General features: G+C 44.2%; 11 protein-coding genes. 2 read left to right on the top strand and 9 right to left on the bottom strand.

The window, feature by feature from the left end; translation table 11 throughout:
- Window positions 1-281: 281 nt before the first annotated feature.
- The 3 genes from QVE09_RS02160 to QVE09_RS02150 form a co-directional block, all read right to left on the bottom strand.
- Window positions 282-932 carry a hypothetical protein gene (locus tag QVE09_RS02160; protein WP_315935468.1) on the bottom strand — a complete coding sequence of 217 codons (651 nt, stop codon included), beginning with the start codon at window positions 930-932 and terminating at the stop codon, window positions 282-284.
- 191 nt (window positions 933-1,123) lie between these two features.
- Window positions 1,124-2,158: a ketopantoate reductase family protein gene (locus QVE09_RS02155; RefSeq protein ID WP_315935467.1), complete on the bottom strand. Its 1,035-nt coding sequence runs from the start codon at window positions 2,156-2,158 to the stop codon at window positions 1,124-1,126.
- A 14-nt stretch (window positions 2,159-2,172) separates the two neighbouring features.
- Window positions 2,173-2,919 carry an acetoacetate decarboxylase gene (locus QVE09_RS02150; protein WP_315935466.1) on the bottom strand — a complete coding sequence of 249 codons (747 nt, stop codon included), beginning with the start codon at window positions 2,917-2,919 and terminating at the stop codon, window positions 2,173-2,175.
- A 343-nt stretch (window positions 2,920-3,262) separates the two neighbouring features.
- Here QVE09_RS02150 and QVE09_RS02145 point away from each other — a divergent pair, with 343 nt between their 5' ends.
- Window positions 3,263-4,150, top strand: a complete 888-nt coding sequence (locus tag QVE09_RS02145) for a LysR family transcriptional regulator (RefSeq protein ID WP_315935465.1) — start codon at window positions 3,263-3,265, stop codon at window positions 4,148-4,150.
- Window positions 4,151-4,245: 95 nt separating this feature from the next.
- Here the strand turns inward: QVE09_RS02145 and QVE09_RS02140 are convergent, their stop codons facing one another.
- On the bottom strand, window positions 4,246-5,652 hold the full coding sequence (locus QVE09_RS02140) for a family 4 glycosyl hydrolase (protein ID WP_315935464.1): 1,407 nt from the start codon (window positions 5,650-5,652) through the stop codon (window positions 4,246-4,248).
- Window positions 5,653-5,827: 175 nt separating this feature from the next.
- On the opposite strand from QVE09_RS02140, the gene QVE09_RS02135 reads away from it, so the two are divergent.
- Entirely contained in the window at window positions 5,828-6,679 is an 852-nt protein-coding gene (locus QVE09_RS02135; RefSeq protein ID WP_315935463.1) for an AraC family transcriptional regulator, read from the top strand.
- 96 nt (window positions 6,680-6,775) lie between these two features.
- Here QVE09_RS02135 and QVE09_RS02130 read toward each other — a convergent pair whose 3' ends face one another.
- The 5 genes from QVE09_RS02130 to QVE09_RS02110 all read right to left on the bottom strand — a co-directional run bounded on the left by QVE09_RS02130 (window position 6,776) and on the right by QVE09_RS02110 (window position 13,635).
- Window positions 6,776-7,900: a phosphotransferase enzyme family protein gene (locus QVE09_RS02130; RefSeq protein WP_315935462.1), complete on the bottom strand. Its 1,125-nt coding sequence runs from the start codon at window positions 7,898-7,900 to the stop codon at window positions 6,776-6,778.
- 173 nt (window positions 7,901-8,073) lie between these two features.
- On the bottom strand, window positions 8,074-9,540 hold the full coding sequence (locus QVE09_RS02125; RefSeq protein WP_315935461.1) for a glycoside hydrolase family 1 protein: 1,467 nt from the start codon (window positions 9,538-9,540) through the stop codon (window positions 8,074-8,076).
- 43 nt (window positions 9,541-9,583) lie between these two features.
- A complete protein-coding gene (locus tag QVE09_RS02120) occupies window positions 9,584-11,470 on the bottom strand; it encodes a beta-glucoside-specific PTS transporter subunit IIABC (protein ID WP_315935460.1) in 1,887 nt (628 codons plus the stop codon).
- Window positions 11,471-11,623: 153 nt separating this feature from the next.
- Window positions 11,624-12,472: a BglG family transcription antiterminator LicT gene (licT, locus tag QVE09_RS02115; protein WP_315935459.1), complete on the bottom strand. Its 849-nt coding sequence runs from the start codon at window positions 12,470-12,472 to the stop codon at window positions 11,624-11,626.
- Window positions 12,473-12,702: 230 nt separating this feature from the next.
- Window positions 12,703-13,635, bottom strand: coding sequence for an ArsR/SmtB family transcription factor (locus tag QVE09_RS02110; RefSeq protein ID WP_315935458.1), 933 nt, complete (start codon window positions 13,633-13,635; stop codon window positions 12,703-12,705).
- Between the last annotated feature and the right edge of the window lie 63 nt (window positions 13,636-13,698).

The raw sequence follows: 13,698 nt of genomic DNA, 5'->3' as shown, positions 1-13,698 counted from the left end.
AAGTAGCCTCTTTTTGCATCATAATGCGCGCGAGGACACAGAGCACCCCATGACGGAATATGCCCTTGATTCTCGCGTGATTATGAAATCCGCTGCCCTTGCCAGCCTCTCTGGACTGAATTAAAGGTACCAGTATTCAATTACATACTATTATTTTGGAAAAACCTACAGTTGTCAATGTAATTATTATCCAACAATTATTAATTCCTTATACAGCAAGATATTTTTTTGATCATTCCTCCTTAACCAGTGGCTGGAGCAAGCAAATAATAATGTCGAGTTTACGATATGTGTCCAACAACTTCTGGTAATACTCTTTCATATTCCTTATACAAGACATAACGATTAACACCTCTGGAAGAGTTAAGTGCTTCATGAGCGTGCTGGATGGCGGTATCACGGTTTTCTGCTTTGAGTTCAAGACCCGCGAGCAGTGTTGATCTCATCCACTGTTTTTTAATGGATTGAAGTCTTTCCCGCGCCTGATTACTCTTTCCGTCCTCCAAAAGTAGTATGGTTTCGTAATATGTACGGTAATCCGATAAGCCAATATGAGGTACAGCCTGCCGAACGGCAAACATATCCTTACGATAAAATCCGTAAGCCGCCTTGAACGAGGCCTGCGTCGCTTTTCGCTTATATTTTTGCATGATCTGCTCCATCACTAGTTCTGCCTCATCATCAAGTCTGTTCGCAAGAACATAATTAATGTAAATCCCAGGTGTGTTTTGCTGTTCGCGTAAGAAAATCTCCACACGGCCTATGCATTTTTCTAACGACAAAGGATAATAAAAGCGCAACATAAACATGATAAGAGCGGCTATAAGCACAGCACCTAATGTCAAAAATAGTGAGTAATCATTCCAGGACATAAACAAAACAAATACAAACACCGCCAAATAAAAGACGAATTCCCCCCAAGATTTCCTCATATGTATCTCCTTCGAATAGAAAAATAACGAGCAAGTCAATATTATATCAAATTTAATTCCCCTTTTTGTATAATGTTAGGAAATAAAAATCACAAAGAACAGTCTAATCGTCCTAAAATCAGGTCCGACTAGATTTGCCAATACAACAAAAAAAGCCGCTAAATTAGCGACTTTCAGTTGAATAGTTGAATTTATTGTTGTACACTTAATAGTTCTTCAAAAGCTTTTATATTCGTGTCAAAATGAGGAACGGCATGAGTTTCTTCAGCAGATTTGACCAGTTTTACAACTAAATCATTATAAGGCGTCGCAATTCCGGTACCTTCTGCCCTGTTTGAAACAACCCCGTTAATATAATCAATTTCCGTTTTGCGGTTTTTCTCCAGATCTTGAAGCATGCTTGCTTTGAGCAATCTGGAGGGCTCCATCACGTAACGTAGTGTTTTCACCCGTTCAGGGATATCTTCTTCGCTGTTCAGTTCGAGTGAAGCGATGTCGAATCCATTCATTTTAACCAAGGTGACCCCATTGGCGCGAGCAACTTTAATCGTTTCGTCCGCAATATGGGCTGCACTCACAATGCCGGCTTCGTGATCAATAATGTCCCCGTATTCCCCATTCAATGCAGCGGACAAACCGCTAAATGCATTGTTGATCAGCAATTTGGACCATTTGGTTCCAATCAGGTTATCGGAAATATGTGTTCCACCCACAAGCTCCAGCACCGATTTTACACGTTGAATTCTTTCGGTGATTTCACCATTTAATTCACCAATCTGAAAAGCATACTGCTTAAATTGAGTGTACTCGGTAGTCAGACTTGATACACCTGGTTCAATGAATGTAGCGCCAAACTCAACGGAGCCTGCAATGACACGTTTTTCACCCACGATGGACGCCACTTTTTCTTCCGGAATCCCGTTCTGCAAGGAACATACCATACTGTCTTCTTTCAAGAATGGAAGTAATTCCTGAAGAATGGAATCATTATAAAGTTGTTTGGTTAAAAGTAAAACGAGGTCATATTGTCCTGATTTTTGATCAGGAGTAATTGCTTTTACTTTGGCCTGAAACTCTGTGGTACCCGTCACTTTAGCACCCGTCTGATTTAAAGCATCTACATGTTCCTGATATGCATCAATTAACTCAACGTCCATTCCGCCATCTGCAAGGTATGCGCCTACGATGGTTCCCAAAGATCCTGCTCCTACAATTGCAATTCTCATTTTATTTTCCCTCCTTATTTCTCTTCCAGGTAGTTATATACAGGTTGTGCAGCGTTTAAGGTTAGGTTGGTAAGGATATGAGAAGCGGACACCACTTCCAGCACAGGCAGATCTGCGAGAGGTGCCAACGCATGTTCGAACAGTTGAAGCCGAGCAGGTCCTGTCCAGGCCTCCTTCACTTCGATATCCGTAATTTGAGTGCGGATCAGATCACATATTCTTAAATTCCCGGTATAGTCGGTAGCCATCTTAATCATAAAATTAGGTCGGCATATTTCACGTTTGGCGATATCCTTGTCAATCTCCACATGTTTATAGCCCATCGTTGCCGTGGCTACACGCAGCGTTCCATAATCAAGTGTGCCAACCAGTGTATCTGAATCGGTATACAACTTGGGCGCACCCAGCTTTTTCGGATAAGCGGTGAGCTCTCGACCACTCGTAATCGCGGGGAAATTGTCTACGTACATTGAATGTACATAATCGCCTTCCTCCCCATTGAATTGCACAGGGATAATTTGTCCAGCTTCGGTATAAGCACCCAGTCCAGAAACATCCGGCATCCACATCACTTCGAATTTAACCAAAGGTTCCGTAATTTCGAGAGGCTCTGGTACGGCTGCCCGCAAAGCTTTTTCATCAGTTCGGTAAATAATATTCAAGTATTCACGATTCACGAATTTGTACGGTGGCATTGGGTATGCCGGAGCCGTTAGGGGTGTATTCAGATTTTTAGCTATGTTATTCACATCGATTTTCATCAAAGACACCTACCTTATGTTTTGGTTCTATATAAGTTGAACTAAAGATTATTTACACTGACACTACGATGACAGAACAACCTTCCAATCGCTGTTATCCCCAGATTTTTCGATTCCCCTTCTAAAGGGGAAAATCCGGTGATAAAGGCGAACGCTTCGCTTTTTCAGGTTTTTTCTGTCCTCTCCGTTATTGTGTAATATTAGTTCAACTTATATAGCCAGGTTTTTGGTATTTAAAATTTGATCTGTATCTCATAAAAAATTCTACATCAATATTTAAATTTAATATAATACATAATAAGTACTATATATATTTATCAGAATAAATAAGGAGTGCATGTGAATGGAATTGCTTCAGCTCAAATATTTTCAGACCGTCGCCTATACTGAACATATCTCTAAGGCAGCTGCCCATTTGAATATTGCTCAACCTTCCCTAAGCTTGACGATTAAAAGACTTGAGGATGAACTGGGTACTCCCCTATTTCATAGGAGAGGAAGAAACATTCAATTGAATTCCTCAGGTGAGATTTTATTGAAGCATGTAAACCGGATTTTTATTGAAATTGAAAATGCAGAGATGGAAATTAAAGCCGAGGAACAGCAAATATCCAATACGATCAGGATCTCTATTACAAATACTCGATTCCTCACTGGCCTCATTAGTGACTACATCAACGCTTCCCCCGAAACCAAGCTTCATCAGGGTATTGGGACCCGCAGTGAAATTATTACAGGTTTGAAGAAAGGTGACATGCATCTGGGGATTACAGGGCATCCGATTCAAGATGAGGAGATTGAGAGTGTTGTCCTTGTTGAAGAGGATATTGTTCTGGTTGTGCCAACAAATCATCAATACGGCGGAGAGACAAGCATTTCATTAAATGTTGTTGCAAATGAGCCCTTTATTTCCCTTGCAGATAATAAGGAGTACAGCCGATTTACGACCATGCTCTGTGAAAAAGCAGGCTTCCTGCCCAACCTTGCATTTGAGGTCGATTCTCATACCCTGCTCGAAATTATCAGACTGGATCAAGGCGTTGCATTACTTCCTATCTCCGTATGTAGAACACTCGGTTTAAGTTATGTAAACATTGCTGATGATTCAGCGATATATCCAATTAGCCTTTCCTGGGTCAAACAAAAATGGTTATCTCCTGCTGTAAGAGAATTTCGTGATTTTATTACTTCGTACTATGAAGACCATGCTGGCTTGTTTAAAGTTGAGTAGGATTTCTTGATAAATGACAAATGACAATCGATAAAAACAAAGACCACGGTAGTCCCTTTGAAGGAAACGACGTGGTCTTTTATCGTTATCGGTTCTTAGCTAAACTGCAGTCTATCCTTGTACCAAACATCCGGAATCATCTGACGCTCCAGTTCCAACAATTCATGGATGATCTTGTCCGCGTCACTGATGGAATTCACGAGTGGGTCAGTGAGCATCGCCCTTCTCAGCTTCTCGTAGCTCTGTTCCAGAACAGCTTCAACCGTAAGCTCATGCGTATCCAGTACAAGTTCCTGCATACCTCTAATTCCGCGCGGCATCTCGCCTACATGGAGTGGCTTCACTCCATCCATATCTACATCACACAGTAGTTCCAGGAACGAATCCGCATTCATATTGGTTACCGCGCCTTGATTGAGCGTATTGATAAAGAACTTCTTGCCCAAGTTCCCCACCATATTTTCAATGATATCGGTCGCATGATCCGGGCCAAATGTGTTCATATAGTCTGCAATTGGTTTAGTACCTGCAAGAAAGTCATCCACCTGACGCCACATTTCGTCATGACGCTCATATCTGTCCTCTGTCTCCCAGATCGATAATGGCGGAATGGCGTCCGCAGTTTTGCCAAGACCCTGCCAATACCGAACGTATTCCTTCGTATGCGCTGTGCAAGTGGGAATGATTCCGAAAATATCATACAGTTCATAGGTGATCGCATCGTTGAAAAGAGCTTTTGCGCCGCGATCACCCCCGTTATTCTCATCACCTGCCAGCTTACGCATGGCTTCTGCGATTGTAGGCATTACATTTTCCCCTTCATATTCAGCTTTGAGCAACCAAGTGAAATGATTGACACCAGCGATACGGAAATCAAATTTCTGGTCAATTTCTGTGGTGAAATGGCTTGTATCATTGATGATCCCGGCTCGTACGGCGTAATAGGCTTTTTTATGTGGCATATGATGACTATCACACAGCGCAAACGATTTAAGCTTCGGAGCATAGCGATGTAATGCGATGCCATGAACGGTAGAAGGGTTAATATAATTGATCACCCAAGCATCCGGACACAACTCCTCAATGTCTTTGGCGCATTCCATAATAACCGGCAGTTCCCGCATCGCGCGAAAGATCCCGCCCGGGCCAATCGTATCCCCGGAACACATGCGAATCCCATACTTTAGAGAAACTTGGCAGTCAATGCCTCGATATTTCACGGATTGCTCTGCAAAGCTGAGCACAACGAAGTCGGCTCCCGGAAGGACCTGTCTTCGGTCCACTGAACCCTCAATCTTTAGGGATACGTTGTTCTCCTTGGCGACCAATTCCGCTAATTTCACCATTTTCGAGAGCCGTTCCTCGTCCGTATCCACCAAAGCCAGCGTTCCCTGATTCAAATATGGGGAGTGTACCATCTGCCAGATGGACTGACGACCAAAAAACAGACTGCCCGCCCCAATAACAACTACCTTTGGATGCTGTGTACTTGTAGCATTCATCAATAACCCCTCCTTGTAACGATATAAGTTCATTATAGGTGAGTGAGCTGGAATCGGAATGTGTGATAGTTTTCAATACATGTCATATGGTACGATAGTTAACAAGAGATAAATCCTTTGTTATGATAGTAAAATATAAAGGATGTCATAAAGTTGAGAGGATTAGTTGGATTAGATGCACACAGGAACTGTAAAGATGAGTATAATCGACGAACTTTCGGAGTATATCACACTTCGCATGAGCTCTTATTTGGAACAAACGCACGACAGCAATTGGACGGAGCACAAGTCTCATTCCGATTATGATCTGTGGTTCATTACAGCAGGCTCCGTGCAGATTACCATCGATGGAATCGAGCATATGGCGAACCCGGGTGACGTCGTGTTTTTTTATCCGGATATGCCCTACACGGCTTCCACGACCGGAGAGTTGTGCCAATTCGTATACATGCACTTTGATTTCAGCATCGCTGAGCAGAAGCGGATTCTCAGCGAGTTTCAACTCCCTGGCATTGTACCTGGCAATCTGATTCAAGAGGAATCAACGCTGTTCACTTCATCCTATCGAAGGTTAAAACAGAGTAGCCACGCTTCAGGAAGTCCACTCTACTTAAAAGCTTCTCTGCTTCTTGTCATCGCGAAAATTTTGGAATTACACGGGCAAGGCCTGTATCACGGTGAGTTTCTGAAAGACCGAAAACCGAGGAAAATCGAAGGAAGTCTGGAGGTTCTGCAGAACGTCTTCCCATACGTGGATGCAAATCTGTATCGCGCCATCCGAGTTAACGAGCTTGCAGACATTGCGGGCGTCTCTGAGAAGTACTTTATTTCGTTGTTCAAGAAAATTCTCGGTATTACACCTGGGCAGTACATCAATCAGATCAAAATGAATCGAGCCAGAGACTATCTGTACGAGAAAAAATATACGATTCAGCAAATTGCCGGATTTCTTGGTTATCCCGACCCCTTTACGTTCTCCAAAGCATTCAAAAAATTCTACAACGTGCCCCCTTCCAAATTTGAATAACATGCCGCAGACAAAGAAAGAGGCAACCGATTGATCCGGCTGCCTCCCCACTTGATGAATCCTTGTTATTCAGGGTTTAGTTTACGTACAGGCCCTTCAGCGTCCCTCATACTCAAAAGGAGCTTCAGTGGAATACATCTCATGGAAAAATCCTTTATACGGTATATCCTCTTCCAGACATTTAATGAGATACAACAGTTCTTCGTCAACTTCCGGTTCTTCGCCAGCACGCTGTATTTCCTCAAATTGACCTAGAATATTCTCCAAGAGAGTAACTTGAATAAATAAAGGCAGCTTCTCCAGCAGGGTATCAGAAATCGGGGTTTCTGATGTGTATCCAGCGAGAACGGTTTGGAAATAGTCATCCATGAACTGTTTGCGTTTATCCGCATCCGGCTCAAATTGAATCCAGCCGACGCCGTGTGTCCATAGATCTGCCAGATCATACATATACCAACCGAAGCGTGAATTATCAAAATCATACACGGTGATCTGACCGGTATCAAAATCAATCGAGTAATTCCCATCGTTATAATCAAAATGGATCATGCCGAATGTCTCTTGGTTTGTATCCAAACCTTGTAAGGTATTCAGAAGCTCAACCATCTTCTCTTTAAGCAGAGGAAATGATTCAGGTACCAGGTTATCGATATATTCACCGCTGTAATTGTCAATCAAATGATGCCGGCGATGGACGGGAGTGTACCCTTTCGATAGTTGATGCATTCTGCCCAGAACTTTTCCGCTATTATAATAGTATTCGCTAAGTGGAACGCCTTCCCGGTACTGATAATGGTTTTCTACCAGCAACTTCCCCTTGGCTTTCACAAACATACAGATAAAGAACGTATGCTCATCATAAGTGATCTCTTCCAGCAGATGACCCTTTTTCGAGTTGACTACATTGGAGACACTTGCACCGTGCTCAAATAAAAACCGGACATACTCCAGTTCGGCAATGTAATCTTCACGCTTTCTGTCAGGCAAAAAAGATACTCGGAGAATTAGCGATTCACGCCCCTCTTGCTCACAGGTGTAAACGACATTGCGTCCGCCCTCATGAGGCGGAATAAGCTGAATATCGTAACCCTCCAGCTGAAACAGCTCGGGTACCAGCGTCAGTACATGTGTATTGCTGATGTTAACAGCTTCGTTAAAATTAATAATAATCTCCTCCAGTAAACATTGTTTGGACGGTTTCCCGCACTGCAATGTCCACAAAAGGAATCACTGTAACGCAAATATCCTTCTGTGAACCTAAAGCACAATCACCTTGTTAGACATTGAATTCACTCCTCTTGTTTGAATATCACAAGTTTACATAATTATTCCTGATTTGACTAGTGCAAAATAAAGAACCGCCCATATGGGCGGCGTATAAGAATTTTTTATAATTACAGGGTTTCTCCGTTCGTTTCAATAACTTGTTTGTACCAGTAGAAGGAATCCTTGCGGGTTCTTTCCAATGAACCATTGCCGGCATTGTCTTGATCTACATAAATGAAACCATAACGTTTGCCCATTTCAGAAGTCGAGCAGCTAATGATATCGATAGGTCCCCAGCTAGTGAAACCCATCAATTCAACGCCGTCAGCGACAGCTTCTTTCATCTGTTCAATGTGGCTTCGCAAGTAATTGATGCGATATGGGTCATGCACTGCCCCGTCCTCTTCCGGTGTGTCGATAGCACCCAGCCCGTTCTCAACGATGAAGAGCGGCATCCGGTAACGATCATACAATCGGTTCAGCGCGACGCGAAGACCAATTGGATCGATAGGCCATCCCCATTCGGTAGCTTTCAGATGCGGGTTTTTGATCTGACTGACCAGCATACCAGAGTTGCTGTTGTCATTGGGATCATATTTTCCGATATACGTCATGTAATAACTGAAAGCAATAAAGTCCACGGTATTGTCCCGGATAATGGCATCGTCCTCAGGAGCTTTAACCAGTTCAATGCCGTTTTCCTCAAAATATCTTTGCATATAGGATGGGTATTCACCTCGTGCCTGCACCTCTGGATAGAACAGGTTCATCTGATCTTCCTTCAGCGTCTGCAGAACGTCCTCCGGCTTACTAGAAGCAGCATACGTTTCCAGACGACAGATCATACAGCCGATTTGTGCATTCGGCATTTTCTCTTTTCCGCTTTTGACAGCCAGCGCACTAGCTACAAACTGATGATGCGTTGCCTGATAAGCCACTTGCTCCGGGTTTCCCTTGATTTTATCTTCCAGAATGCCGCCGCCAGTATACAGACTTGTCAGCATCATGTTCATTTCATTGAAGGTGATCCAGTATTTCACTTTGTCTTTGTAACGGTCAAACAGCGTATTGGCAAATTTCAGATACAGATCGATCATCTCGCGGCTTTCCCAGCCGTTGTATTTGCGGGTTAACTCTACGGGCATCTCGTAGTGAGAGATCGTTACGAGCGGCTCAATGCCATATTTCAAGAGTTCGTCGAGCACATTATCATAGAAGGCAAGACCAGCTTCATTGGGAACTGCTTCTTCGCCTGTTGGGAAGATCCGTGTCCACGCGATCGAAAGACGAAACACTTTGAAACCCATCTCTGCAAACAAGGCAATGTCTTCTTTGTAGCGATGATAGAAATCCACGCCGTTCCGTTTCGGAAAATATACATTGGTGTTACCGCTCAGATATTCTTCCAATTGAACTGAATCCACGTCGAAAGTGAAATCCTTGCCATTGCGCTCCTCATGTGGAACGAATGGAGCCATGTCTGATGTAGAGAGTCCTTTGCCGTCTGCGTCATATGCACCTTCCAGCTGATTGGCAGCGGTAGCTCCGCCCCATAAAAATCCTTTAGGAAATGAGTGTTTAATTGTTTTTGTCATGTTGTTTCTCTCCTTTTTTTTGTATATGGTATTGATGAAGCTGTTAACGAACGGTGAGGAGAAGCAATTCATTCATTGGAATCACCCCCTTCACCTGAACCGGTACCACGTCAAGATAATCTGGCGTATTCGTTACGATCACCGGTGTGACCGGATTAACCCCAGCATCCCGAATTCCATCCATGTCGAACACCAATAGCAGATCACCCTTCTTCACTTCTTGTCCGGCAGTAACCTTCACGTCAAAAAATTTCCCTTTGAGCGATACACTGTTCAATCCAACGTGAATAAGAATTTCAATCCCGCTCGTCGACGTTAACATTACGGCATGTTTGCTTTTGGCAACCATAGTGACGATCCCGTCGAATGGGGCTGTTACGCGTCCTTCCTGCGGAAGAATGGCAATACCTTTCCCGGTCATCTCCTCAGCAAAGGTTTTGTCCGGTAGCGATGCGAGCGACACAACTTCGCCAGTGAGCGGGCTGAATACTTCGCCTTTCTTTTCCTCAATTGAATGCACGGTTACGGCTCTTACCTCTTCATCAGTCAAAACAGCTGTTGTGGCTTGTTTCGGCTCATCCCACTTGAGCAGTAAAGTCAGTATGAAGGAAACGGTAAAGCTGATGCCGATGCCGATCAGGGCATACCAGAAATTAGCCATGCCTCCCCCCGGGCCAATGTATAACGGGAGGGCCAGCAGTCCCGGCACGGCAAAGCCAAAACACTTCAGACCGACTGCAGTAATAAATCCGCCACCAGCCGCCCCGCCAATCAGTGAAGCATAAAATGGTTTTTTCAACTTCAAGGTGACACCGTATAATGCTGGCTCCGTGATGCCGAGCAAGGCAGAGATGCCGCTGGATAAGGCTATGGATTTCATAGACTTGTCTTTCGTTTTGAGAAACACGGCCGTAACTGCACCCGCCTGACTCATATTGGTCACAAGGTTAATCGGTAGTAAAAGCACGTCATATCCGAGTTTGCTCAAGTTCTGCAACGTACCCGGGAAGAACGCATAGTGCATGCCTGTCATGACAATCAATGGCATTAATCCACCAAGAACAATTCCGGTTAACGGACCTGAATGAGCAAAAAGCCAGGATGTACCCATTTCCAGATAGATGCCGATGTAATTCCCGAGTGGCCCGATGGCAATTAGCAAAATTGGAACCGTGATGACCAATACAATCATCGATGTGAATATCACCTTGACCGGGCCAGGAATGAATCGGTCCACCCAGCGATGAACGTAACTCAGAAGCCACACACCCAGAATGATTGGAATGACGGACTGGGTATAATTCACAATGGATACAGGCAGTGATAGAAAACGTATCGGCTCCAGCTGATTTGCCAGAAATGCATTCAAAATGGTTGGATACAATAACGTACCTGCGAGGGTCAAGGCAATGTATTCATTGACTTTGAACTTGCGAGCAGACGAGACAGCAAGCAGAAAAGGTAAAAAATAAAAGGCTGCATTCGCTACAGATGACAGAATCTGATACTCTCCACTTGTCTCCTGGATCACTCCGAGTGTAACCAGCAAAGCCAGAATACCCTTCAGCATACCCGTGCCTACAATGGCAGGAAGGATGGGAGTGAAGATACCCGAGATTGTATCCAGTACAGCATTAATACCTCTGGAACGCGGAGCACCTGCTTCGGGTTGCGGCTTGCCATCCTGTTTCAGCTGATCCTCAATCTCTTCATACACTGCCGCGACCTTATTTCCGATGACGACTTGAAACTGATCACCCTGAAACTGGGCGCCGAGCACACCGTCCAGCGCTCTGATCTGTTCGAGCTGGACCTTATTTTCATCACGAACATTAAAGCGCAGCCGTGTGATGCAATGCCAGGCTTGCGATATGTTCCCTTGCCCTCCTGTTAACTGGATAATTTCTTTGGACAACTCCCGATGATTCATGCTGCTTCCTCCTTTTTTGGGCGAAAAAAAACCAAATGCCAAACCGGCCCGCCGCAGGTAGCGGAGTCGGAAACATTTGGTGGTGCCTGATCGAATCAGTAACACTCCATATTCATAATCATGTGGTATAACTTCAATCTGGTTGTATTGAGATCAACCTGTGTCGGAACGGGATGTCACTCTCTCGATGTGAATCATGAGGTATACCATCTCATCGGGAGTAATCACGAATCCGCGCTGCTGCTCCATCGCTTCCTTTATCTTAAGTGCGCATTGGAAGCTGGTCGGGTAGCGCTCTGACAACACATCATACAGAAACTGCTGATCCTTGAAGGAGAGCACTTCCCTGTTCAATTGTCGAACGATGAAGTATCTGAGATGGGTAACGAATCGGGAAAAATCAGTTGTTTCCTGATCCATTGCCATTCCAAAATGATCCGTCATGATACCTAGAATGTCATTAATCATTTGGGTTATCTTGATCGTTTGATTCATGCTGCCGGAATCAAACTGCGAATTCACAAAATGAAGGGCGATGGAGCTTGCCTCTGCCGATGGTAAACATACCTCAAAAGCTTCATTAATTCGTTCGACGGCGTATTCTCCGATACGGTATTCCGCAGGATACAGGTGACGGATATCCCAGTGAAGCGGATTCTGCATGGCCACACCGCTCTTGTAACGATCCAGCGCAAAGTGGATGTGATCAGCCAGGGTGAGCAGGATGGAATCGTTCAACTTTTTACCGATTTGGGTCTGACCTTCCTCTATGATTTGATCAGTGACGTTTATGACTTGCAGCGGTATATCATTAAAAAATTGCTCCACTCGCTGGTATTTGTCATTTGAGCCGATTCGAAATGTTCTTTGAATTTGTTCCCGTGCAATCGGTTGTCCTTTTACTTTTTTAAAGCCAACTCCGGTCCCGATCACAATTACTTCGCAGCCTTCGGCATCCTCTGCCAGGGCGATGTTGTTGTTCAACGATTTTTTAAACCTCATGATGTTCTCACCCCCCCAATATGCAAAAAGCACCACCATGGTCCCGAACACAAGTCAAACAAACTTGTGAAATCCAGACTGTGGTGGTGCCTGATCGAATCAGTGACACTCCTTATTTAGCTGTATCTTATACCACCCATGTAATCGTTGTCAATACCAATAATATAGATTTCTCTTACATTTCGTCTAAGTGATTATTGTCTTATTAAAATGACATAAAAGACAGCATCTTATACATCAGGAGACGTAGATTCCCCTGCGTCATAATAGTACCGAATCAAAATGTCCTGATCGTAGTTGCCGAACCCTTTCCCAAACAACGTAAGTCCGCCTCGACCAGGCACCCCTTCTTCCGGCCTTAATCCAAACGTCCAGTAAGTGGAAGAATCCAACTGCAGGTCATGGATACGCACATCCGAGATGCGCTGGCTATCCATAAACGTCCCTTCTCTGTTAATGCGCAGCACCTTCAGTACACCATACTGGTTGACGTCCAATTTCCACCATAGCGGTGTATGTTTTCCTTTCCGATCCCCAAAGTCCCCGGGGCTTGTCCATGTTCCCAGGTGTTTGCCATTAAGGGAGAAACGGATGTCGGAAGGCCAGTTTTCATTGACTTGAGGTGCTTCCGAACTGAGTTCGAGTGAAATTTCAATTTCCTGGAGATGCTGTTCTGTATTCAGATAATTGGGAATCTTATATTCCAGAAAACCTCGTGCCAACCAGAGAATACCCGCATTAACCCGATCCGGGTCCATGAAGCAGGCCGGAGTATCATATTGCCCAATCATTTGCGTCGTTGTTGCAATGCCACAGGTGGGCCAGGCTTCGTAATCCGTATACTGACCAACCGGAATCGAGACTTCATGGTAAGGAGCATCAACTGGTTCAGGGGAGAGATTGATAGTCATAAATTCTTGCAGAATAAAGCAGTATTTATACGTTCCACCGTTCTCACGTTTCATGCGGCTGCCTACGATGCCTGCTTTCTGCAATTTACTCACATGTGTACTAACGATAGCTTTGCTCAGATACAGATCTTTGGCAAGCGCATTGATATGCATCTCCCTGTTTTTTATTAATAAGCGAACGATATTTAAACGGGCCTCGCTGGCGAGCGCCTCATAGATGATCAAGGACGAGGCATCCGTGCCAAGCATCATGAACTTCACTTCCCTATCTCTATTGAATTCAATATATTTTTGATTTAGAATTCGTTATTTAGC

Origin of the sequence: Paenibacillus sp. ClWae2A (assembly GCF_032452295.1) — a bacterium.
GTDB lineage: Bacteria > Bacillota > Bacilli > Paenibacillales > Paenibacillaceae > Paenibacillus.
The sequence above is the reverse complement of the archived record's forward strand: the minus strand, read 5'-3'. Positions and strand labels throughout refer to the sequence as shown.

Bases quoted from the DNA above. Each gene is read 5' to 3' on its own strand.
- QVE09_RS02160 (WP_315935468.1), bottom strand. From the start codon at position 932: ATGAGGAAATCTTGGGGGGAATTCGTCTTTTATTTGGCGGTGTTTGTA.
- QVE09_RS02155 (WP_315935467.1), bottom strand. From the start codon at position 2,158: ATGAGAATTGCAATTGTAGGAGCAGGATCTTTGGGAACCATCGTAGGC.
- QVE09_RS02150 (WP_315935466.1), bottom strand. From the start codon at position 2,919: ATGAAAATCGATGTGAATAACATAGCTAAAAATCTGAATACACCCCTA.
- QVE09_RS02145 (WP_315935465.1), top strand. From the start codon at position 3,263: ATGGAATTGCTTCAGCTCAAATATTTTCAGACCGTCGCCTATACTGAA.
- QVE09_RS02140 (WP_315935464.1), bottom strand. From the start codon at position 5,652: ATGAATGCTACAAGTACACAGCATCCAAAGGTAGTTGTTATTGGGGCG.
- QVE09_RS02135 (WP_315935463.1), top strand. From the start codon at position 5,828: ATGCACACAGGAACTGTAAAGATGAGTATAATCGACGAACTTTCGGAG.
- QVE09_RS02125 (WP_315935461.1), bottom strand. From the start codon at position 9,540: ATGACAAAAACAATTAAACACTCATTTCCTAAAGGATTTTTATGGGGC.
- QVE09_RS02120 (WP_315935460.1), bottom strand. From the start codon at position 11,470: ATGAATCATCGGGAGTTGTCCAAAGAAATTATCCAGTTAACAGGAGGG.
- licT (WP_315935459.1), bottom strand. From the start codon at position 12,472: ATGAGGTTTAAAAAATCGTTGAACAACAACATCGCCCTGGCAGAGGAT.
- QVE09_RS02110 (WP_315935458.1), bottom strand. From the start codon at position 13,635: ATGATGCTTGGCACGGATGCCTCGTCCTTGATCATCTATGAGGCGCTC.